Source organism: Citricoccus sp. NPDC079358 (assembly GCF_040702545.1).
In the GTDB taxonomy this organism is placed as follows: domain Bacteria; phylum Actinomycetota; class Actinomycetes; order Actinomycetales; family Micrococcaceae; genus Citricoccus.
In genome coordinates this window covers 1-22,516 of record NZ_JBFBLI010000002.1, presented here as the reverse complement: position 1 = coordinate 22,516, position 22,516 = coordinate 1, and the positions used below count along the sequence as shown (strand labels likewise).

The window sequence follows — 22,516 nt, the reverse complement described above, 5'->3', positions numbered from 1 at the left end:
GAAGGTGATATGTCGCCGGGGTCTCAACGCTGCGGGGCCGAGCCGACCACGTTGAGGCTGGACTCCGGGTGGCCCTCGAAGGCCTGCTCGGCAGCGGTCGGCGACTCGAGCGGGTCGAAGGGGCGCCCCTGGTTCCCGGACTCGGGTGCACCCTGACCGGCGCCTGGCTGCCCACGTTCCGCGGAGCGCTCGGCAGAACGATCGTCGGAGTAGTCGCCCAGGCCATGCCCGACCACCATCTCCTCGTCGAACTTGTCCCGCCCGGAAAGCACGTTGTCAGCCTTGACCGGGTCGAATTCTCCGACCCACTTGCCGATGAGCATGGTGGCCACGGCATTGCCGGTGAAGTTGGTCAGGGCGCGGGCCTCGGACATGAACTTGTCGATGCCCACGATCACGCCCATGCCGCCGAGCAGCTGCGGCTGGTGTGCCTGGAGACCTGCAGCCAGGGTGGCCAGGCCGGCGCCGGTGACACCGGCGGCGCCCTTGGAAGCGATGATCATGAACACCAGCAGGCCGATCTGCTCGCCGAGGCTCATCTCCAGGCCCATGGCGTTGGAGACGAACAGGGCCGCCATGGTGAGATAGATGGCCGTCCCGTCCAGGTTGAAGGAGTACCCGGTGGGCACGGTGACACCCACCACGGACTTGTGCACTCCGGCGTGCTCCATCTTGGCGATCAGGCGCGGCAGGGCGGACTCAGAGGAGGAGGTCGCGAAGATGAGCAGGTACTCGCGGCCCAGGTACTTCATCAGCTTGAAGATGCTCACGCCGGTGACGAGACGGAGCAGGGTGCCGAGCACCACCACGATGAACACGATGCAGGTGGCGTAGAAGGCACCCATCAGCAGGGCCATGGCACCGATGGCGGACCAACCGGTGGAGCCCACGACGGCGGCGATGGCACCGAAGGCGCCGACCGGCGCGATCCACATGATCATCATCAGGATGCGGAACACCACACCCTGGATCAGGGTGAGGCCCTTGAGCAGCGGCTTTCCGGACTCACCCATGCCCTGGAGGGCAAAGCCCACCAGCAGGGCGACGAACAGCACCGGCAGCACCGGCACCGACCCTGGGATGATGTCCAGCAGGAACGCGACGGTCGGATCCAGGTCCGCCTGGGCGGCGTCAGGATCGTAGGGGGTCAGGGCCAGGCCCTCACCCGGGTGGACGAGGTTGCCGACCACGAGTCCGAGGCCCAGGGCGAAGGTGGACATGGCCATGAAGTACAGCAGCGCCAGGCCGCCCACCTTGCCCACGGTGGCGGCCTTCGCGATGGACCCGATGCCGAGCACGATGGTGCAGAAGATGACCGGGCCGATCATCATCTTGATGAGCGAGACGAAGCCGTCGCCCAGCGGCTTGAGGGACTTGCCGAACTCCGGGAACATCAGCCCGACGGCGGCCCCCAGGATCACCGAGGCGATCACCAGGATGTAGAGCCAGTGTGTGCGGTCCTTCTTCTTCGCCGGCTTGGCCGGCATCCGGTCTGCTGCGGGACCCGACGCCGGTGGGCCGACGGGGGCGTGCCGCGTCGCGGCCTGGTCAGATGGGTTCGTCATGGGGGTGTCCTCTACAGTGGTGGCCGGTGACGCACGGTCTCTTCGTTGGGACGATCATCACCGTGGGATGTGCGTCACATCACCCTTGCGGTCATAAAGTTCATGGCGAAGAGCGAGGAATCACGGTGGGCAGGACGGCGGGATCGACGACGGGAGGCGGAGTGGACGAGCGACGCCTGCGCTCCCGCCACGACACGTCCAGAGCCTCCCGGCGTCCGTGGAGCATCGCCCGTCGGCTGGCGGTGGCCCAGTTGCTCGGCCTCCTGGTGCTCACCGTCGCCCTGGTGGCCGTCAGCTACCAGCAGACCAAGCGGACCGTCTACGGGCTGGAGCGGGACAATGTGCTCTCCACGGCGCGCCTGATCGCGGACGAGGAGCGGATCCGTGACGGCTTCCTGTCTGCCGACCCCAGCACGGCACTCCAACCGCTCACCACGGAGTTGGCCGCACAGGCCCAGGTGGACTGGGTGACGTTCTTCGGCACCGACTACGCCCGGGTCGCCCACCGGGACCCGGCCCAGAACGGCACCCGGTACCCGGACGACCTCTCTGCCGTCCTGGTTGGCCGGGACCAGGTCGACACGGTGGCCACCGGGCCCGCCGGCCTCTCCCTCCGCGCCCTGGTCCCCGTCCTGTCCTCGGATACCCCCGGGGCCGAGGTGGTCGGCATTGTCGGCGTGGGCCACCGCGTCTCCGAACTGGACATCGCGGCGACCGCCCAGATCCCGCGCATCCTGCTGGGCATGGGACTCGTCGCCGCCCTCGGGCTGGCCGGCTCCATCGCCCTGGGCCGCTATATCCGCCGGACCACCCACGGGCTCGGCCCGGAGGAGCTGGCCCATCGGTTCACTGTGCTGGACACCGCCCTGCACAACATCAACGAGGGCATGGTGCTGGTCTCCGGCACCGGCGAGCTGAGCCTGTACAACGACCGCGCGGCCGTCCTGCTCGGCCTCCCGCCCTTCGGCCACCGGCCAGACCACACACCGGGGACCGTCTCGCTCACGGATCTCGACCTGCCACGCCCACTGGCCGGACTGCTGGAGTCCGGCCGGGATACCCAGGACGAGCTGTTCGCCGTCCCCGGCCGCATCCTGGTGGTCAACCAGCACCGCACCCGCCCGGCCGGCCCACCGGCGCGGCTCCGGACACCGGTTGCGTGGCGGCGTGGACGGAGACAGCCGGCCCCGGCCGGCACCGACGGGGGCACGGTGGTGACGTTGTACGACCGCACGGAGGTGCAGGAGATGAACCGAGAGCTGGAGAGCACCCGGTCCCTGACCGATGCCCTGCGTGCCCAGACACATGAGCACGGCAACCGGTTGCACACGGTGCTGTCCCTCGTGGAACTGGGCCGAATCGATCAGGCTCGCGACCTGTTGGCCTCCGGTGTGGCGGCCGGCACCGCCCAACCGGGCCCGCTGGATCCCACCGGCGAACCGGCGGTACAGGCCCTGCTGGCGGCCAAGGCCGCCCAGGCCCGCGAGCGCGGGGTGCGGATGGACTACCGGATCGAGGTGGACTCCCCCACCGGATTCTCCGCACAGGATCTGGTGACGATCCTCGGCAACCTGGTGGACAACGCGATCGACGCGGCAGCGGAGCCAGCACGGCCGGCGGAGGACCGCTGGGTGGAGGCGGAGGCCCACACCGACGCCGGCTGGCTGGTCCTGCAGGTGGCCGACGGCGGCTCCGGCCCCTCCCCGGAGGACCGCGGACACGTGTTCGACCTGGGTTTCTCCACCAAGCCCGCAGGTTCCGCCGGCCGGGGCATCGGCCTCGCCCTGGTCCGGCAGACGGCGCTCTCGCTGGGCGGGGACGTGGAGCTGGCCCTGGATTCCGGCACCGTGTTCACCGTGGAGCTGCCCCTGCCGGCGGACGTCGTCCACCCACCACGGCGGCCGGCGGACAACACGCCACCCACGAGGACGGAAGGAGACCATCATGACCGGTGAGCGCGTGCTGATCGTGGAGGACGAGGTCCTGGCGGCAGACACCTACGGGGAGTACCTGGCCCAGGCCGGCGGCTACCGGCAGGTGCATCTCTCCCCCACCCTGGCCGACGCGGTGCGGTTCCTGTCCACCCAGTGGCGCGAACACGGCTCTTTCGGCGTGGACCTGGTGCTGCTGGACATGAACCTTCCGGACGGACACGGCTTGGAGGTGCTCCGCCGGATGCGATCGGCGGGATTCGCCGGGGCAGTGGTGGCCATGACCGCGGCCACCGACGTACCCACCATCCGCCAGGCCATGGCCCTGGGCGTGGTCCAGTACCTGGTGAAGCCCTTCGGCTATCCCGAATTCGCCGAACGCCTGCGAGCGGCACGGGAGTTGTCCACCGGCCTCGCCGGAACCGGGTCGGTCCGCAGCCAGGCGGAAGTGGACCGGGCGTTCCGCCATCGCGGCAGCACCGGCCCGGCCGCCCTGCCCAAGGGGCTGACCGAGGGCACCCTCGACGCCATCGTGGATCTGCTCCGCTCCGCCCCGGCTGCGGTCACCGGGCCTGCCCCGGACTCCGGCAGCAGCTCCGGCAACAGCTCAGGCAGCGGGCCCTCCGAGGCCGGCCCGGCGGCCGGACGCAGCGCCGGTGAGGTGGGGGCCGCCGTCGGGACGTCCCGGGTGACGGCACGGCGCTACCTGGAGCACCTCTTCCGGCAGGGACTGGTGGACCGCTCGCCCCGCTACGGCACGCCGGGACGGCCGGAGAACGAGTACCGCTGGTCCGGCCGCGGCTCCACGCCCGGATAGCCTACGGGCCGGTGCGGAGGGTCGACGCGAGGGCGTCGAGCACGGAACGGTCCTCGATGGTGGAGGGCACCACGTACTCCTCGCCATCGGCCATCTGCCGCATGGTCTTGCGCAGGATCTTCCCGGACCGGGTCTTCGGCAGCGCGTCCACCACGGCCACCTGCTTGAAGTCGGCCACGGCGCCCACCGAGGTGCGGACGGTGGCGCGCAGCTCGGCCAGCAGCTCCTCCATCCCGGCGGCACCCTCGACCTCCACCCCGGATTTGAGCACCACGTAGCCGGAGGCCCGCTGGCCTTTGAGCGGGTCCGCCAATCCGATCACCGCGCACTCGGCCACCGCCGGGTGGGCGGCGAGCGCCTGCTCGAGGGCGCCCGCGGAGAGCCGGTGGCCGGCCACGTTGATGACGTCGTCCGTCCGGCCCATCACGAAGAGGTAGCCCTCCTCGTCCACCAGCCCCGAGTCGCCCGTGGCGTAGTACCCCTCGAAGGCGCTGAGGTAGGAGTCGATGAAGCGCTGGTCGTTGCCCCACAACGTGGTCAGGGTCCCCGGCGGCAGGGGCAACCGGAGACAGATGTTGCCCTCGATCCCGGCCTCCACGGGTTGCCCGCTCCCGTCCAGGATCTCCACCGCGTAGCCCGGAGTGGGCCGGGTGCAGGAGCCGGTCTTGACGGGCAGCGACTCCAGTCCCACCGGGTTGGCGCCGATCGGCCAGCCCGTCTCGGTCTGCCACCAGTTGTCCACGATCGGCACCCCCAGCAGGTCACCGATCCAGCCCTGGGTCTCCGGATCCAGACGTTCCCCCGCCGCGAACAGCGTCTGGAGGGCCGACAAATCATGGTCCCCGGCCAGGGCTCCTTCCGGGTCCACCTTGCGGATGGCCCGCAGGGCGGTCGGTGCCGTGAACAGTGAGCGCACCCCGTGCTGGGCGGCCACCCGCCAGAACGCCCCGGCGTCCGGGGTCCCTACGGGCTTGCCCTCGTAGAGCACGGTGGTGGCCCCGACCAGCAGCGGCGCGTAGACGATATAGGAATGCCCCACCACCCAGCCGACGTCCGAGGCGGTGAACATCGTCTGCCCGGGACCGACGTCGTAGATGTTCGCCATGGTCCAGGCCAAGGCGACCGCATGCCCGCCATGGTCCCGGACCACGCCCTTGGGCGAGCCGGTGGTCCCTGACGTGTAGAGGATGTACAGCGGATCCGTGGCGGCCACGTCCACGGGCGCCGCCGGCTCGGCCTCGGCCACGGCCTCGTCCCAGTCGATCCACCGGGTTCCAGCCTCGGATGCGTTCCCGGCCTCATTCCCGACGCCGTCCCGCACACTGGCCCGCGCCCACTCCAAGCTGGTCTCGAAACCCTCGCGGTGCTTGGCCACCACAGCCTCGACCCGATGCTGCGCCAGGGCCACGGCCTCGGCCACCGCGGGCAGGTACTCCACCCGCCGACTCGGCTCGATGCCCCCGGAGGAGGTCACGATCGCCGTCGGCTTCGCGTCGTCGATGCGCGCTGCCAGCTCCCGGGCGGCGAATCCGCCGAACACCACGGAGTGCACCGCACCGATCCGGGCGCAGGCCAGTATGGCGACGTGCGCCTCCGGCGTCATCGGCAGGTAGATGACCACACGGTCCCCCCGGCCGACGCCCAGGGACACCAGTACCCCCGCGAAGCGGGACACCCGGTCGGTCAGGTCCGCGTAGCTGATGTGCTCCACGGTGCCGAGCACCGCCGAGTCGTAGATGATCGCGGTGCGCTCGCCGTGGCCGGCCGCCACGTGCCGGTCCAGACAGTTCACCGCCGTGTTCAACCGGGCCCCTGGGAACCACCGGTAGATCGGGGCCGCCGCGTCGTCCAGGGCTCGGGTGGGCGGCTCGGTCCAGTCGATGGCGCCGGCGGCCTCCAGCCAGAATCCTTCCGGGTCCTCGATGGACCTGCGGTAGATGGACTCGTACGACTCTGAGGGTGCAGAGGGCTCGGAGGGCGGGGTGGGCTCACGCATTGAGGACGTTGAGGACATGGGGCCAATCTAGAACGTGAGTCACGCCACGTCCACCCTGTGTATACGCAAAAGAGGTTCAAGGCCGAAAGTTGGGCCGCATTTGGTCAGATTCTCCCCCGAATCGCCCATATTCAGATACTTGTGTATACGCTAGGACCTGTGAGAGCCAGTGAACGTGCATACCGGACGCTGCGGCAGGAGATCATCGAAGGTCAGCTGCCTCCCGGGTCGATCCTGGGCGAGGTCGAGCAGTCGGCCCGCCTGGGCCTGTCCCGCACGCCGTTGCGCGAGGCCATCGGACGCCTGGTCTCCGAAGGCCTGGCGGCCCCCTCCAGCGGGCGCGGGACCGTGGTCACGGAGGTCTCCCTGGATGAGGCCGACGACCTGTTCGACCTGCGCACGGTGCTCGAGGGGCTGGCCGCGCGTCGGGCCGCCGTGCACGCCGACCCGGAGGTCTTCGCCCAACTGGCCGCACGCTTCGAGTCCGCCGTGGAACCACTGCGCCGCGGAGAGGATCCGGAGTCCTACTACGAGTTGACCACGGAGCTGGACGCTGCAGTGGATGCCGCCTGTGCCAACGCCTACCTGGCCCAGCACCTGCGGTCCCTGCGCGTTCACCTCGCGCGGCTGCGCCGCTTCTCCCGGAACGACCCGGCGCGGCTGGCGGCCTCGGCCACGGAGCATGCCTCCATCGCCCGGGCCCTGGCCGATCGGAACCCCGAACTGGCCGCCGCGACCACCACCCTGCACCTGCACCACGCCCTGGCACACCTGCAGTCACACCAGCCCACCGGCACCCAGACACACCAGGCCCACCAGAACCGCCAGACCGGACCGGCCGGAACCACCCCCGACCACCACACATCCACCTTGGAGAGGACCCCATGATCAACCACGACGTCCGCGTCTACCGTTCCGAAGAAAACCTGCAGCGCCAGGACCAGCTCGCCTGGAAGATGGCCGAGGTCGCCACCGACACCGTGGCCATCGACCCCGAGGTGGAGGAGATGGTCATCAACCGGATCATCGACAACGCCTCGGTGGCCATCGCCTCCCTGAACCGCGGACCGATCGTTGCCGCCCGCGCCCAGGCCCTGACCCACGCGCCCACGTCCGGCGGACAGGGAGCCTCCGTCTTCGGCATCACCGAGAAGGCCTCCCCGGAATGGGCCGCCTGGGCCAACGGCGTGGCCGTACGCGAGCTGGACTACCATGACACCTTCCTGGCCGCCGAGTACTCCCACCCCGGGGACAACATCCCGCCGATCCTGGCGGTCGCCCAGCACAGCGGTGCCAGCGGCGCCGCCCTGATCCGGGGCATCGCCACCGGCTACGAGCTCCAGGTGGACCTGGTCAAGGCCATCTGCCTGCACGCCCACAAGATCGACCATGTGGCCCACCTCGGCCCCTCCGCCTCGGCCGGCATCGGGACCCTGCTGGGCCTGGACACCGAGACGATCTTCCAGGCCATCGGCCAGGGCCTGCACACGACGACGGCGACCCGCCAGTCCCGCAAGGGCGAGATCTCCACGTGGAAGGCCCACGCCCCGGCCTTCGCCGGCAAGATGGCCGTCGAATCCGCCGACCGCGCCATGCGCGGCCAGACCTCGCCCGTGCCGATCTACGAGGGCGAGGACGGGGTCATCGCCTGGATGCTGGACGGACCGGACGCGCAGTACACGGTGCCCCTGCCGGCGCCCGGCGAGGCCAAGCGCGCCATCCTGGACACCTACACGAAGGAGCACTCCGCCGAGTACCAGGCCCAGGCCTGGATCGACCTCGCGCGCAAGCTGCACGGCGAGCATCCCGAGCTGGCCGATCCCGCCAACGTCGCCTCGATCGTCATCCACACCTCGCACCACACGCACTACGTGATCGGCTCCGGCGCGAACGACCCGCAGAAGTATGACCCGAAGGCCTCCCGCGAGACCCTCGACCACTCCATCCCTTACATCTTCACGGTGGCCCTGCAGGACGGCGCGTGGCACCACGTGGACTCCTACTCCCCGGAGCGGGCCGGACGGCCGGACACCGTGGAGCTGTGGCACAAGGTCACCACGGAGGAGGACCAGGAGTGGACCCGTCGGTACCACTCCCTGGACATCTCGGAGAAGGCCTTCGGCGGCCGGGTCGTCATCACCACCGCCTCCGGCGAGACCATCACGGACGAGATCGCGGTGGCCGATGCCCACCCGCTGGGCGCCCGCCCGTTCGCCCGGGAGCAGTACATCCACAAGTTCCGCACCCTGGCCGAAGGCCTCGTGTCCCCGGAGGAGATCGAGCGCTTCCTCGACGCCGCCCAGCGCACCGCGTCCCTCGGCGCCGGTGAGCTGGACCAGCTGAACATCACCGCGGCACCCGGAGTCATCGACCTGGCCGCTGCCCCGAAGGGACTCTTCTGATGCTGTATTCGTCACTGACCGCCGCCGAGAAGCGAGTCCGCCTGCGGCAACTGCTGCAGCCCGGCGCCGCCGTGCAATTCCCCGGGGCCTACACGCCCCTCTCCGGCAAACTGGTGGAGGAGCAGGGGTTCCAGGGGCTGTACATCTCCGGTGCGGTGCTGGCCAACGAGTTGGCCCTGCCGGACATCGGCCTGACCACGCTGACGGAGGTGGCCCAGCGGGCCGGGCAGATCGCCCGCGTCACGGACCTGCCGGCCATCGTGGACGCGGACACCGGCTTCGGAGAGCCGATGAACGTGGCCCGGACCGTCCAGGAACTGGAGAACGCCGGGCTCGCCGGATGTCACATCGAGGACCAGATCAACCCCAAGCGCTGCGGCCACCTGGACAACAAGGCCGTGGTGGACCTGGCCACGGCCACCCAGCGGGTGGCGGCGGCCGCGAGCGCCCGCCGGGATGAGAACTTCCTGATCATGGCCCGCACCGATATCCGTGGGGTGGACGGCGCCGGCGGGCTGAACGGGGCCATCGACCGGGCCAAGGCGTTGGCGGACGCCGGCGCGGATTCCATCTTCCCGGAGGCCCTGAAGGACCTGTCCGAGTTCGAGGCGGTCTGCAACGCCGTGGATGTGCCCGTTCTGGCCAACATGACCGAGTTCGGCAAGTCGGAGCTGTTCACCCGCGAACAGTTGGCCTCCGCCGGCGTGGCCCTGGTGATCTACCCCGTGACGCTGCTGCGCTCGGCGCTCGGCGCCATGGAACGAACCTTGTCCACCATCCGCTCGGAGGGTACCCAGCAGGGCGCGGTCAGTGAGATGCTGACCAGGGCACGCCTCTACGAGCTCGTGGACTACGAGGGCTACAACGGCTTCGATTCCTCCGTCTTCAACTTCCCGGTTCCGGGGCTGGAGACCCGGACGGACTCCGGCACAGACGCCTGAACCCGACCCGAACCCCGTCCCGAAAGGACACTCCCATGACTGACACTGAGATCAAGAAGGGCCTCGCCGGGGTGGTGGCGGACTACACCGCCATCTCCAAGGTCAACCCGGACACCAATTCTCTGCTCTACCGTGGCTATCCCGTGCAGGAGCTCGCCGCGTCGTTGCCGTTCGAGGCCGTGGCCTACCTGCTGTGGAACGGTGAGCTGCCCACGGATGCCCAGCTGGCCGCGTTCACGGACCACGAGCGCTCCACCCGGGCCCTCTCCCCGGATGTCAAGGCCGCCCTGGACATGCTGCCGGTGGACTGCCACCCGATGGACTCCGTCCGGACTGCCGTGTCCATCCTGGGTGCCCAGCACCCCAAGTCGGAGGACTCCTCCCCGGAGGCCGAGATGGAGAAGGCGACGACCCTGTTCGCCCAGCTGCCCGCCGTCGTCGCCTATGAGCAGCGCCGGCGCACCGCCGGTGGCCCCACCGAGCCCGTGGCGCCCCGGGAAGACCTCGACTACTCGCAGAACTTTCTGTGGATGACCTTCGGCGAGGAGGCGGATCCCGCTGTCGTCGATGCGTTCCGCGTCTCGATGGTGCTCTATGCGGAGCATTCCTTCAATGCCTCCACTTTCACCGCACGCGTCATCACCTCCACCCTGTCCGATCTGCATTCGGCGGTCACCGGTGCCATCGGCGCGCTCAAGGGTTCCCTGCACGGCGGGGCCAACGAGGCCGTCATGCACACCTTCGACGAGATCGGGATCCGGCCGGACGAGTCCGAGGAGGAGGCCAAGGACCGCGCCAAGGCCTGGATGGAGGAGGCCCTGACCCAGAAGAAGAAGGTCATGGGATTCGGCCACCGCGTGTACAAGCACGGTGACTCGCGCGTGCCGACGATGAAGAAGGCACTCGACGCGATGATCGAGCACTTCGGCCGCCACGAGGTCCTGGGGCTGTACAACGGGCTCGAGCAGGCCATGGACGAGGCCAAGGCCATCAAGCCGAACCTCGACTACCCCGCCGGTCCCACGTATCACCTGATGGGCTTCGACACCGAGCTGTTCACCCCGTTGTTCATCGCCGCCCGCATCACCGGGTGGACCGCGCACATCATGGAGCAGCGCGCCAGCAATTCGCTGATCCGTCCGCTGTCCGCCTACAACGGCCCGGACGAACGGCACGTGCCGGGCGCCTGAGCCTGACTGCACCGCACGACGACGACCCGGGCGGGGAAGGAACACTCACGTTCCCTCCCCGCCCGGCTCGTTGTCCAGCGCCGGTGGTACCGGCATCCGGATCAGGGTGCGGTCACCTCCATGGAGGTCGCCACGGATCGCAGCTGGCCGTACTCCTCGGTCTCGAGGAACGCCCTCATGGCCTCCTCGCCTTCGAGGCCGGTGACCTCCTCCGCCGTGTCCTGGGTGACGCTGCCGGACAGGATCGCGGCGGCCCCGGCCTCGAAGCCCTCGGCCGGGGGCTGCTCGTAGAACCACGAGGACCAGTAGGAGTCATCGCTCGCCTCGGGGTCGAGGTCCTCGGCCACGTTGACCACCTGCACCGACAGCAGGAATTCCCCGCCCTCGAAGCTCTGAGGGTCCAGCCAGTCCTCGCTGGCCCGGTAGAGGGAGGCCCGGTACCAGACGGTCCCGGAGCCTGCGGATTCCGGCGACTCGTTGACCGGGACGTCCGGCAGTTCCTCGGCCTCCAGGACCTCCACCACGTCCAGCTTGGGACCGTCGTTGTCCGTGGGGCCGACCCCGGTGGTGGTCCGGTACTCCACGGTGCCCTCGGGGTTCTGGAAGAGCACCACCTCGTAGGGCACGCCCAGATAGTCCAGCAGATCCTCGTTGTAGTCCTCCTGGCTCGCACTCCAGGTCTCCGGGAACCTCCACGTGAAGGCCCCCGACTCGGAGGTGTAGGTCTGGGGGAGCCCCGTGGCCTGCTCTCCGGACCCGCTGGCGGTCGGTGCGGCGGAGGCCGTCTCGGTGACGGTGGCGCTCGCGGTCGCCGTGTCCCTCGGACTCGCGGTCTCCGTGACGGTCTCGACCGGGCTCGAGTTGGGATCGGTCGTGGCGGCGGGCGATTCCGCGGGCCCGTCACCGGTGCCGCAGGCGCTCAGCACCAGCCCGGCACTGAGCCCGAGTCCCACGGCGGCTGCCAGGCGCCGCTTTCGGGCTGTTGCTGGGGCACGTCGCCCGGCCGGGAAGGGCCGCTCGGCGTTGCTGGTCATCATGATCCCCTCGTCTGCCTCGAGGTGCTCCGTTCGGCACCGCTTCGGCGGGTGGTGGACCGGTGGTCGTCCCGTGGTGGTCCGGCCGTGGTCCGTCCGGTGGGACGTCGTCCGGCTCTCACCATCTGACCATCACCGCGTGATCAATGTCATGACCGTCCGGCCCGACGTTGTGGGATCGTGATGCCTCTTGGCCCGACTTAGTGGAGCGCGCGGGGGTGCGCCGCGGCGTAGACCTCGCGCAACGTGTCCGCCGTGACCAGGGTGTAGACCTGCGTGGTGGTGACGGAGGCGTGCCCGAGCAACTCCTGCACCACGCGCACGTCCGCCCCGCCCTCCAGCAGGTGGGTGGCGAACGAGTGCCGCAGCGTGTGCGGGGAGACTTCGCCCTCGATGTGGGCCCGTTCCGCCGCCTTCTTGAGGATCGTCCACGCCGACTGGCGGGAGAGCCGTCCACCGCGCTGGTTGAGGAACAGCGCGGGGCCCCCGGCCCCGGACTGGCCGACCAGCGTGGGACGACCGCGGACCAACCAGGCTTCCAGGGCGGCGGCGGCGTAGGAACCCAGCGGGACGATGCGCTCCTTGGAGCCCTTCCCGAACAGGCGTACGACGGCGGTGCCGGGCTCCTCCGGATCCGTCGCCCCGGTCTCGGCTCGGTTCCCCTGGAGGCCGGCGCCATCCCGAGGACCGCGGACGGCTCCGACCACGTCGTCGACGTCGAGTCCGACCGCCTCGGAGATGCGGGCGCCCGTCGCATAGAGGAACTCGAGCAGCGCCCGGTCCCGCAGGCCGGCCGGGGTGTCCGTGGGCATGGCCTCCAGCAGGGCGGTCACCTGGTCCACCCGGATCGCCTTGGGCAGCTCCTGGGCGGGGCGGGGCGGGGTGACATCCTGTGCCGGGTCCGTCTCGGTGACCTGTTCCAGGGTCCAGAAGCGGTGCAGGCCACGGATGGCGACGATGGTCCGAGCGGCGGACCGCGGGGCGAGCGGGTGTCCGCCATCGGCACCGGTGGCCAGGGCCTGGAGGAAGCCGGTCACGTGCCGGCGCTCCACCTGGCGGGGCTCATCCACCCCCTGTGCCTGCAGCCACGCCAAGTAACGGCTCACGTCACGGCGGTAGGCTGCCAGGGTATGGGGGGACATCCCCCGCTCTACGGTCAGGTGGTCCAGGTATGCCTCAGCCGGACGGGCGAGCGTGCGCGGCGGGCCCTCCGCGGCCTCGGCACTCATGACCGGTCACTCATGGCTGGTCGCTCACGCGCCGAGGGGACGGCCGTGCCAGGGCGCGTCCGCGGGGCGCAGGTCGGTGAAGCCGCCGTCCCGGTGCGCGACGAGGGCGAGGAGTCCCACCACGGAGGAGGGGTTGCGCAGCCGGCCGGCCAGCACGGCTTGAACGGCGTCCGCCACGGGCACGCAGGCCAGCGGCATGCCGGCCTCCTCACCGGTGCGTTCGTGGCGTTCCCCCACCGGGACGGGGGACAGCTCGCGCGCCAGGAAGACCCGGATGCCCTCCGAGGAGGACCCGGGGGTGGTGTAGAAGTCGGCGAGGACCTCCCACCGGTCCGCGCGCAGGTCGGCTTCCTCGGCAAGTTCGCGGCGGGCGGCCTCGATCAGGGGCTCCCCCGGGACGTCGAGCAGTCCGGCGGGGATCTCCCACAGCTCCTCGCCCACGGGGTGCCGGTACTGGCGGATCATCCGGACCCGGCCATGATCGTCCAGGGCCACCACCGCCACGGCCCCGGGGTGACGGACGAACTCCCGGACCAGCAGGTCCGGGCCACCGACGTCCGGCCCTGCGGTGTCCTCCCCCGGTGCCGCGCCCGGCGCCATCAGGAAGGCTTCGCGGGTGACGTCCCACACCGCACCCGCGAAGGCCGTCTCGGTGCGGATCGCGGGCCGCGCGGCTGGCACGTCCGCGAGCGGGCCGCCGTCGTGCTCGGCGTACGGGGCGGGAGGAGGAGTCAGGTGTGTCATGGGTGGCGGTGTCCCTGCTGATCAGCCCGCGGCGCGGGCGTTCCGGCGTTCCAGGCCTGCGGCCACGAGCCCGGCGAACAGCGGATGCGGGCGGGTCGGCCGGGACTTGAACTCCGGATGGGCCTGGGTGGAGACGTAGTACGGGTGGACGTCCGCCGGCAGCTCCACGAACTCCACGAGCGTGCCGTCCGGGGAGGTGCCGGAGATGACCAGTCCCGCCTCCTCCAAGCGGTCGCGGTACTCGTTGTTGACCTCGTAGCGGTGGCGGTGCCGCTCGGTGACCTCGGTGGCACCGTAGGCCCGGGCGACGGCCGAGCCCTCCCTCAGGGTGGCGGGGTAGGAGCCCAGGCGCATGGTGCCGCCGAGGTCGCCGCCCCCGGAGATGAATTGCTCCTGCTCCGCCATCGTGGCGATCACGGGGTGCTCGGTGTCCGGTTCGAACTCCGTGGAGGAGGCCTGGGCGAGTCCCAGCACGTTGCGGGCGTACTCCATGACCATGGTCTGCAGCCCCAGGCACAAACCGAGGGTCGGGATGCCGTTCTCGCGGGCATGGCGCAGCGCGCCGATCTTGCCGTCGAGACCGCGGACCCCGAAGCCCCCCGGGACACAGATGGCGTCGACGCCGTCCAGGGCCCGCCGTGCGCCGGCCTCGGTCTGGCAGTCGTCCGAGGGCACCCAGCGGATGGAGACCGTCGCGTCATTGCCGAAGCCGCCGGCCCGCAGGGCCTCCGTGACGGAGAGGTAGGAGTCGGGCAGGTCGATGTACTTGCCGACCAGGGCGATCTCCAGCGCATGCCGTGGGTGGTGGACCACGCCGATCAGACGGTCCCAGGTGGACCAGTCGACATCCTTGAACTTCAGGTCCAGGGCCTGGACCACGTAGGCGTCGAGGCCCTGGGCGTGGATGACCTTGGGGATGTCATAGATGGAGGGGGCATCGGCGCAGTTGATGACCGCATCCGTGTCCACGTCGCACATGCGGGCGATCTTGTCCCGCACGTCGGCCGGGACCTCACGGTCCGACCGGATGACGATGGCGTCCGGCTGGATGCCGATAGAGCGCAGCGCCGCCACCGAGTGCTGGGTGGGCTTGGTCTTCAGCTCATGGGAGGGACCGATGTAGGGCACCAGGGACACGTGCACGAAGAACACGTTGTCCCGTCCGATGTCCTGGCGGACCTGGCGTGCGGCCTCCAGGAACGGCTGCGACTCGATATCGCCGACCGTCCCTCCGATCTCCGTGATGATCACGTCCGGTGCCGGACGGTCCGTGGCGGCCCGATCCTGCGGGCCCCCGCCCACGGTGGCGTCCTCGGTCGCGGGCAGGCGCATGCGGCGCTTGATCTCGTCCGTGATGTGCGGGATGACCTGGACGGTGTCCCCGAGATAGTCCCCGCGGCGTTCCTTCTCGATGACGGTCGAGTACACCTGTCCGGTGGTGACGTTGTTCAGGCCGTCGAGGTTCTCATCCAGGAACCGCTCGTAGTGGCCGATGTCCAAGTCGGTCTCGGCCCCGTCCTCCGTGACGAAGACCTCGCCGTGCTGGAAGGGGTTCATGGTGCCGGGATCGACGTTCAGGTACGGATCCAGCTTCTGCATGGTCACGGAGAGGCCTCGTGCCCTCAGGAGATGACCCAGGGAGGACGCCGTGAGCCCCTTTCCGAGGGAAGAGGCCACGCCACCGGTCACGAAGATCTGGCGGGTCGCGTTGGGCGTTTTCTGGAATCGAGAAGATTTATGCACCACGGAGTTCGATCGTAGCACCCGTTCAGGCGTGCGAGGCATCGAGGAGTTCGCGGGCGTGATCGCGGGCTGCCCCGGAGTCGGCGCGGCCGGCCAGCATCCTGGCCAGCTCCCCCACCCGCTTCTCGCCCTCGAGAGTCGCGACGTCCGAGGTGGTGAACCCGGCATCGCCGTCCGAGTTCTTCGTGACCTTCAGGTGCCGATCCGCGAACGCCGCCACCTGCGGCAGGTGGGTGACCACGATGACCTGGACGTGCCGGGCCAACCGGGCCAGCCGCCGGCCGATCTGGACGGCGGCCTCGCCGCCGACGCCGGCGTCGACCTCGTCGAACACGAAGGTGGGGACCGGGTCCGTGGCGGCCAGGACCACCTCCAGCGCCAGCATGACGCGGGAGAGCTCACCGCCGGAGGCGCCCTTGCCCAGGGGCCGCGGATCGGCGCCGGCATGGGGCTGGAGGAGCAGTTGGACCTCGTCAACCCCGTGGGGCCCCGGCCGGCCCCCGGCGGTGACGGTGGTGTGGAACATGGCGTCCGGCATCGACAGGGCGTGCAGTTCCTCGCTGACCAGCCCGGAAAGGGTGGCCGCGCCGGCCGTCCGCAGCCGGGTCAGTTCACTCGCGCCGGCCATGACGCGTTGTTCGAGGCGTGCGACCTCGGCGGTGAGCTCCTCGATGCGCCCGGAGTCCCCCTGCAGGGCGTCGAGGCGCGGCCGGTGGCTCTCCGCCCACCGGATCACATCGGAGAGCTCGGGTCCGTAGAGGCGCATCAACCGGATCAGTTCGGCCAGCCGGGACTGGGCGCTGTCCAGGTCGGAGGCGGCGTCGTCATCCAGGCGGGCCGCATAGCCGGCGAGGTCCCCGGAGACATCGGCCAGCAGGATCCCCACCTCGGCGAGGCGCTGGGACAGCCCGGTGAGTTCGTCATCCTGGCCCGGGGCTTGCACCAGGGACTGGCGGGCGGCCTCGATGAGGGCCTCCGCCGACGGGATCTCCACCGCGTCGGCCGCATCCCCGCCAGCCAGGTGGGTGTGGGCACCCAGGGAGGCCGTGCGCAGCTCCTCGACGTTCTCCAGTCGTTGGATGAGGGCCCTGACCTCCTCGTCCTCCCCCTCCCGGACCGCGGCGTTGTCGATCTCCTCGAGGGAGCGCTGCAGGTTCTCGGCCTCCCGGGCACGGTCCTGCTCGTTGCTGGTGATCTCGTCGAGCTCCGCGGCCGCCCTCCTCCAGGCCTCGAAGTCCTGCTGGTAGGTGGCCAGGGCCCCAGCCAGGTCCGGCCCGGCGAACGAATCCAGGGCATGGCGCTGGGCGGCCGGGGACTTCAACCTCAGCTGGTCGGTCTGGCCATGGACGGCGACGAGATGTTCTCCGAGCTCGCCCAGCAGGGCTACGGGCACGCCGCGCCCTCCGGCCGAGGCACGCGAGCGTCCCGAGGATCCGGCGGCCCCCACGGACCGCGTGACCACGAGTGCCACGTCCCCGCGGTCCCCTGCCGGTGCGCCGACGCCGGGTGAGGCCGCCGCGCCGGCGCCCAGTTCTGGAGCTTCTTCGTCCAGCACGGCTCCGGCCTCGGTCGCGATCCCGACGGCGGCATGGCCGGCGTCCAGCAGGAAGCCGGCCTCCACGGTGGCCCGGGAGGCCCCGTGCCGGACGGCGCCGGCATCCGCGCGGGCGCCCAGCAAGAGGTTGAGGGCCGTGACGACCATGGTCTTGCCGGCACCGGTCTCGCCGGTCACCACGGTGAAGCCGGGATCCAGCTCGACGGCGGCGTCGCCGATGACGCCCAGACCGTTGATGGACAGGTATTCGATCATGCCTGGTCGGCTCCTCCGCTGTGCGTGTCCGGCTCGCCGCTGCCCTCGTCCGGGGTGATCCCCGACCGCGCGATCCCCAGGCGCTCGTCCCGTGTCGACACGACGGGCAGGGCGGCCGTGGCCGGCGGCACGACTCCGGGGCGGGGCGCCAGGTGATGGGGTTCCACGATGGAGACTCCGCGGGAGGTGGGATCCCCCTCGGGCCGGCGGGACGCGGTCCGGGCCTCTCGGGCGGCGGCCTCGGCGCGGTCCTGTTCGGTGACGGGACCGCGCCATCCCTTGGTGGGCAGGTTGAACTTGCGCACCAGCCGCTCGGTGAAGGGAGTGCGGGACAACCGGGCGATCCGCACCGGTTGCGGTGAGCGGGTGACCTCGACGCGGGAGCCGAGGGGCAGGTCCACCGTGCGGCGGCCGTCGCACCAGAGCACGCCCGGCTCGTTGGTGCGCGGCAGCACCTCGACGGTGAGCACCGAGTCCGGAGACACGACGAGGGGCTTGGCGAACAGGGCGTGGGCACTGATGGGCACCATGAGCATGGCCTGGACCTCCGGCCACACCACGGGGCCGCCGGCCGAGAAGGCGTACGCCGTGGACCCCGTGGGCGTGGCCATCACCACACCGTCGCAGCCGTACGTGGAGATGGGGCTGCCGTCCACGGCGGTCACGACCTCGAGCATGCGCTCACGGTTGGACTTCTCCACGCTGGCCTCGTTCAACGCCCAGGTGCGGGCCACGAGTTCCTCCCCCTGGAAGACCCTGACGTCGATCGCCATCCGCTCCTCGACGCTGTAGTCCTGCGCCACCACGGCCTCGACGGTGCGGGAGAGATCGGTGCGCTCGGATTCGGCCAGGAAGCCCACGTGGCCCAGGTTGACGGCGAGCAGCGGCAGGCCGGAATCACGGACGAGCTCCGCAGCGCGCAGCACGGAGCCGTCCCCGCCGAGGACCACACCCAGGGAGACCTCGCTCAGGGAACAGTCCACGTCCAGGGTCCGCGGGACGGACACCAGCGGGGGCACGACGCCGGCCCGTTCGGCCTCGCGGATCGCCGTCACGTCACGGGCCATGAGCACCGGGACCAGCCCGGCCTCCTGCAGTTTGGCGCAGGTGTGGACGGCTGCCCGGATGGCGTCCTCGCGGCCGGTATGGGCAAGGACCAGGATTGAACGGGGCATGGCCCCAAGGATACCCACGTCCAGGCCGGGGGCCCGGCCGCACCTGCCGGGCTGGGGACAAGGGCGGCTACTTCAGGCCCAGTCGACCGTCTGCGAGCCGAGCCACTCGTCACCGGTGCCGGTTGCCGTCGCGTCGGTGATCGCCTCCACTGTCCCTCCGGGGTGGTCGAGCCACAGGAAGAACTCCACATTGCCGTCCTGCCCCGGCAGCGGAGACCGGGCGATGCCGCGGGGCCGCAGCCCTGCGTCCAGAGCGGTGTCCAGCACTGCGGTGACCGCCCGGCGTCGCTGTTCCGGATCAAGCACGACGCCGGTCTTGGGCAGGGCTCGCCGTCCGACCTCGAACTGCGGTTTGACCATGAGGACCAGGTCGGCGCCCGGCCGGCACACCCCGGCCAGCGGTGACATCACCAGGCGCAGGGAGATGAAGGAGAGATCCGAGACCACCAGGTCCACCGTTCCGCCGAGGTGCTCCGGCGTGAGGTCGCGGACGTTGCACCCCTCGTGGACGTCGACGCGGTGATCGACACGCAGCGTCTCGACCAGTTGGTCATGCCCGACATCCACTGCGACCACCTGCTGGGCCCCCGCCCGGAGCAGGACATCCGTGAACCCGCCCGTGGACGCCCCGGCGTCCAGGCACCTCCGACCTGCTGCAGTGACGTCGGCGAACAACTCCAACGCTCCAGCCAGTTTGTGTCCGGCCCGGGAGACGTATCGTGGTCCGTGGGGGCGCAGTGCCACCACATCATCGGGCGCGCACCGCAGGGACGCCTTGGTGGCGACGACGCCGTTGACGATCACCTCGCCCGCGCTGATGAGGCCGGCCGCCTCGCTGCGGGAACGGGCCAGGCCCCGATCCGCCAAGGCGATGTCGAGGCGGGTTCGGTCACCGCTGCCCGTGGTCCTCGGGCTGCTCATGACAGTCCAGGGAGCCGAGGTTGTTCCTCCAGCAGTTGCGCCAAGGCGTCCAGGGCCTCACGGTACGCCGCGATCTCCTCGTCGGGGCTCAGCTCCCCGGCTCCGATCAGGCCAGAAAGGATCTGGTCGGCGGCCGGGTCACCGGTGCTGGCCGGAGTCCACTCGGCCGGTTGGGATGGCTCGAACGGTTCAGACGACTCGGTCATGGCTGCCGCTCCTCCTGGGTTGGAGGGCGGTCGCTCCCACGGCGGGTTCGGCCAGGAGCGTTGGCAGCGAGGGGATGATCAACGTGGGCTGGTGGTCCGCTGGCGCAGCTGCTGCAGTGGCTTCGGTGTCCACGCCGGTCAGCACGAGGGCGGTGTCGAAACCAGCCCGATTGCCTCCGAGGATGTCCGTGTCCAGCCGGTCGCCGACCACCAGTGGACGCCGGGCGCCGACAGCGTGGGCGGCCAGACGGAACAGCAGGGGCTCGGGCTTGCCCGCCGCCAGGGGCCGGGCCCCCGTTGCCTGGGACACCGCGTCGATCAGGGCGCCGTTGCCGGGGGCGATCCCCTCCGCACGGGGAATGGTCAGGTCCGTATTGGTCGCAATCCAGAGGGCGCCTGCGTGGAGGGCATAGGATGCCTGCGCCAAGTCGATCCAGGACACCGAGGGATCGAATCCCTGGATCACCGCGTCGGGGCGCTCGGCCGCCGTCGCCACCACCTGATGTCCGGCCTCGGACACCAGGTCACGCAGATAATCCGAGCCGACGACCAGCACCTTCGCCGGGGTCGGAGGACCACCGGAGGACGCCACCTCCGACGTCGGACGCGTTCCGGCCCGGGCCAGTTCCCGGTTCAGCAGGGTCACCCCCGCCGCCGCCGATCCGAAGACCTGGTCCCCGGTGACCTCGAGACCGAAACCACGCAGATGATCGGCCACAGACTCCGGAGACCTCGACGCATTGTTGGTCACGTATACGACGGGAACCCCGCGCCGCCCCAGTTCACGCAGGGTCGGCACGGCACCGTCGATGGCCTCAGTCCCGGCGTACACGACGCCGTCCAGGTCACACAGGACGGCGTCATGGCCTCCGAAGAACACCGCGTCCGTCATGGGTCAGCGGTCTCCGCTGCCCTGATCCTCGGCGGCGTCAGCCTCGAGGTCCTGTGACGCCGGCGGCCCTTCGGCCTCCCCCTCCGGATCCTGGTTCTCTCCCCGATCAGAAGTCACCATGGAGCCGAGATCCTCGTCGTCCAGCTGTCCGCTCGTCGCCTGGTCGTTCTCCAGGCCGTTCTCCTGGCCGTCCGTGGATGCCCCCGGGGGCACCAGGTCGCGGGCACGGGGCCGGTCTTCGGAGCCGTCATCGTCCAGTCCGAAGTCGATGATCTCCGGATCCTCGAAGTCACCGATGCCCAGCGCCCGTTCGGCCACACTGGCCTGCCGGCGCCAGGCCGTGGCCTCTTCACCACGACCGGCCTCGGTCAGCACCTCCGCATACGCACGGAACAGTCGGGGGCTGAACGAGAAACCGCGACGTCGATCGAGCTCGGGAATCTGCAGCACGGTCAGAGCAGAATCGATGTCTCCCACGTCGCGATGGATTCCAGAGAGCACCATGGCCAACTCTGCCCGGATGGACTTCTCCAGAGTCGTGTGGTCGACATCGCCCGCGAGTTCCAGCGCCTTGTCATGCCGACCGAGGGCACGTTCACTGTCCACCATCTCGGGCAGGTGGGTGTTGTCCCCGGTGATGCGGCGGTAGGTCCGGAACTCCCGCAGCGCCTCCGCGTACTGACCAGCTCCATAGGCGGTCAGGCCAACGGCCTCCCGGACGCAGCCGAGGCGCCCGCCGCGCCGGCTAGCGGCCAGGGCGTGCTCAAAGGCCAGTTGCGGATCGATGTCGAGCAGCCGGCCGGCCATCACCAGGTGGCGCGCCACCCACGGACGATTGCGTTCGTCGAGGGTGTCCAGCTCACGGCTCGTCGCGCGATCGAGCTCCTTGCCGGTCACGTCCTCATCGATCTCCGGGGATTTGGCGCGGTCCGGGCGATTGGAACTGCGCAGGTCCCCCGGGTTGTGCGTCGAACCCCGATTCTCGGAACGCGGGCCACCGTCGCGGGAGCCACGGCGGTCATGGCGCCCACCCCCACGCTCGGGCCGGCCTTCCCGGCGGGGGCCGTCACCACGGACACCGTCCCGGCGAGGCCCATCGCCCCGTCCGGTGCGGCCGTCCTCCCGGCGACCCGCGCCCGTGCCAGCACGTCGATCATCGCGGCCGGAGGACTGACCGGAAGACCGCTCCCCGCCGCCGGAGAACCTGCCCCCGCGGCCGGATCCACCGTCACCACCACGGGACCCGGAACCGGATCCCCGCTCAGGCCGTCCACCGCCGTGACGGCGCGGACGGTCAGACGAGCCGGAATGTTCCTCGTTCTCGGACATCCTGATGATCCTCTCCTCGGTCTTGATGACGGCGGCAGCACGACGTGGCGTACGCCGACGGTCAGCTTCACAATCCTAGCCGACCGGGTTAAACAAGAAGGGCCCCGCACTCGTGTGCGGGGCCCTTCCCTCAATGGTTGTCCGGCGGCGTCCTACTCTCCCACATCCTCCCGGATGCAGTACCATCGGCGCAGTGGGCCTTAGCTTCCGGGTTCGGAATGGGACCGGGCGTTTCCCCCACGCTATGACCGCCGTAACCCTGTTACCACCACTGTCGACACCTACAACCCCCGGGAGGGGTTGGTGTTCGGTCGGGGGTAGTCTCAGTTCCCTCCCCACACCACCGTACCTCTCCTGGGACGGGGCCCGGGGTGGATGCTGGTGTGTGGTTACAAGGGGTTACAACTTACCTTGTTGCACTGTTCAGTTTAGTTTCACCCCGTACCACCCAGGGACGGACACGCACTCCGCGAAGAGTGTGGTATCGCCCCGGGTGGGGGTGGTGGTTCGGTTGGTTGTTGTTCCGCAACCGCATAGTGGACGCTACGCATCTGGCCCTCTCATACCCTTTGAAGCGTGTATGAGAGATGC

The 22,516-nt window shown here is 70.1% G+C and carries 18 protein-coding genes and 1 rRNA gene; 6 read left to right on the top strand and 13 right to left on the bottom strand.

Annotation, left to right across the window (positions count from 1 at the left end; translation table 11 throughout):
- Positions 1-23: 23 nt before the first annotated feature.
- Positions 24-1,487: a cation:dicarboxylase symporter family transporter gene (locus AB0333_RS02570; protein WP_366217548.1), complete on the bottom strand. Its 1,464-nt coding sequence runs from the start codon at positions 1,485-1,487 to the stop codon at positions 24-26.
- 239 nt (positions 1,488-1,726) lie between these two features.
- Between AB0333_RS02570 and AB0333_RS02565 the strand changes: the two genes are divergently transcribed.
- Both AB0333_RS02565 and AB0333_RS02560 read left to right on the top strand, forming a co-directional pair.
- Positions 1,727-3,520 (top strand): ATP-binding protein, encoded by a 1,794-nt coding sequence (locus tag AB0333_RS02565; protein WP_170144535.1) that lies wholly within the window; start codon positions 1,727-1,729, stop codon positions 3,518-3,520.
- Positions 3,510-4,313 carry a response regulator gene (locus AB0333_RS02560; RefSeq protein ID WP_366217213.1) on the top strand — a complete coding sequence of 268 codons (804 nt, stop codon included), beginning with the start codon at positions 3,510-3,512 and terminating at the stop codon, positions 4,311-4,313. Before AB0333_RS02565 ends, AB0333_RS02560 begins: the two co-directional genes overlap by 11 nt.
- A 1-nt stretch (position 4,314) precedes the next feature.
- Here AB0333_RS02560 and AB0333_RS02555 read toward each other — a convergent pair whose 3' ends face one another.
- Entirely contained in the window at positions 4,315-6,327 is a 2,013-nt protein-coding gene (locus tag AB0333_RS02555; RefSeq protein ID WP_366217212.1) for an AMP-binding protein, read from the bottom strand.
- A 141-nt stretch (positions 6,328-6,468) separates the two neighbouring features.
- On the opposite strand from AB0333_RS02555, the gene AB0333_RS02550 reads away from it, so the two are divergent.
- The 4 genes from AB0333_RS02550 to AB0333_RS02535 are packed head-to-tail and all read left to right on the top strand — an operon-like array spanning position 6,469 to position 10,842.
- Positions 6,469-7,197 (top strand): GntR family transcriptional regulator, encoded by a 729-nt coding sequence (locus AB0333_RS02550; RefSeq protein WP_366217211.1) that lies wholly within the window; start codon positions 6,469-6,471, stop codon positions 7,195-7,197.
- Positions 7,194-8,711, top strand: a complete 1,518-nt coding sequence (locus AB0333_RS02545; RefSeq protein WP_366217210.1) for an MmgE/PrpD family protein — start codon at positions 7,194-7,196, stop codon at positions 8,709-8,711. Before AB0333_RS02550 ends, AB0333_RS02545 begins: the two co-directional genes overlap by 4 nt.
- Positions 8,711-9,652, top strand: coding sequence for a methylisocitrate lyase (prpB, locus tag AB0333_RS02540; protein WP_366217209.1), 942 nt, complete (start codon positions 8,711-8,713; stop codon positions 9,650-9,652). Before AB0333_RS02545 ends, prpB begins: the two co-directional genes overlap by 1 nt.
- A gap of 35 nt (positions 9,653-9,687) precedes the next feature.
- The gene (locus AB0333_RS02535; protein ID WP_366217208.1) at positions 9,688-10,842 is read left to right on the top strand and encodes a bifunctional 2-methylcitrate synthase/citrate synthase; all 1,155 of its coding nucleotides are present in this window, start codon (positions 9,688-9,690) and stop codon (positions 10,840-10,842) included.
- A gap of 101 nt (positions 10,843-10,943) precedes the next feature.
- On the opposite strand, the gene AB0333_RS02530 is transcribed toward AB0333_RS02535, so the two are convergent.
- From AB0333_RS02530 to rrf, 11 genes are all read right to left on the bottom strand, one after another.
- Complete coding sequence (locus AB0333_RS02530; protein WP_366217207.1) at positions 10,944-11,879, bottom strand: hypothetical protein; 936 nt, start codon at positions 11,877-11,879, stop codon at positions 10,944-10,946.
- A gap of 197 nt (positions 11,880-12,076) precedes the next feature.
- Entirely contained in the window at positions 12,077-13,105 is a 1,029-nt protein-coding gene (gene xerD, locus AB0333_RS02525; RefSeq protein WP_366217206.1) for a site-specific tyrosine recombinase XerD, read from the bottom strand.
- A gap of 24 nt (positions 13,106-13,129) precedes the next feature.
- Positions 13,130-13,849: an NUDIX hydrolase gene (locus AB0333_RS02520; RefSeq protein ID WP_366217205.1), complete on the bottom strand. Its 720-nt coding sequence runs from the start codon at positions 13,847-13,849 to the stop codon at positions 13,130-13,132.
- A gap of 21 nt (positions 13,850-13,870) precedes the next feature.
- Positions 13,871-15,613, bottom strand: a complete 1,743-nt coding sequence (locus tag AB0333_RS02515) for a CTP synthase (protein ID WP_366217204.1) — start codon at positions 15,611-15,613, stop codon at positions 13,871-13,873.
- 4 nt (positions 15,614-15,617) lie between these two features.
- Complete coding sequence (locus AB0333_RS02510; RefSeq protein ID WP_366217203.1) at positions 15,618-17,402, bottom strand: DNA repair protein RecN; 1,785 nt, start codon at positions 17,400-17,402, stop codon at positions 15,618-15,620.
- The gene (locus AB0333_RS02505) at positions 17,399-18,577 is read right to left on the bottom strand and encodes an NAD kinase (RefSeq protein WP_366217202.1); all 1,179 of its coding nucleotides are present in this window, start codon (positions 18,575-18,577) and stop codon (positions 17,399-17,401) included. The genes AB0333_RS02510 and AB0333_RS02505 overlap by 4 nt, the downstream gene beginning before the upstream one ends.
- 72 nt (positions 18,578-18,649) lie before the next feature.
- A complete protein-coding gene (locus tag AB0333_RS02500) occupies positions 18,650-19,498 on the bottom strand; it encodes a TlyA family RNA methyltransferase (RefSeq protein ID WP_366217201.1) in 849 nt (282 codons plus the stop codon).
- Entirely contained in the window at positions 19,495-19,704 is a 210-nt protein-coding gene (locus AB0333_RS02495; RefSeq protein ID WP_366217200.1) for a hypothetical protein, read from the bottom strand. The genes AB0333_RS02500 and AB0333_RS02495 overlap by 4 nt, the downstream gene beginning before the upstream one ends.
- A complete protein-coding gene (locus AB0333_RS02490; RefSeq protein WP_366217199.1) occupies positions 19,688-20,596 on the bottom strand; it encodes an HAD-IIA family hydrolase in 909 nt (302 codons plus the stop codon). The genes AB0333_RS02495 and AB0333_RS02490 overlap by 17 nt, the downstream gene beginning before the upstream one ends.
- Positions 20,597-20,599: 3 nt before the next feature.
- Positions 20,600-21,925, bottom strand: coding sequence for a hypothetical protein (locus tag AB0333_RS02485; protein ID WP_366217198.1), 1,326 nt, complete (start codon positions 21,923-21,925; stop codon positions 20,600-20,602).
- A 139-nt stretch (positions 21,926-22,064) separates the two neighbouring features.
- Positions 22,065-22,181, bottom strand: a 5S ribosomal RNA gene (rrf, locus tag AB0333_RS02480).
- Positions 22,182-22,516: the final 335 nt, after the last annotated feature.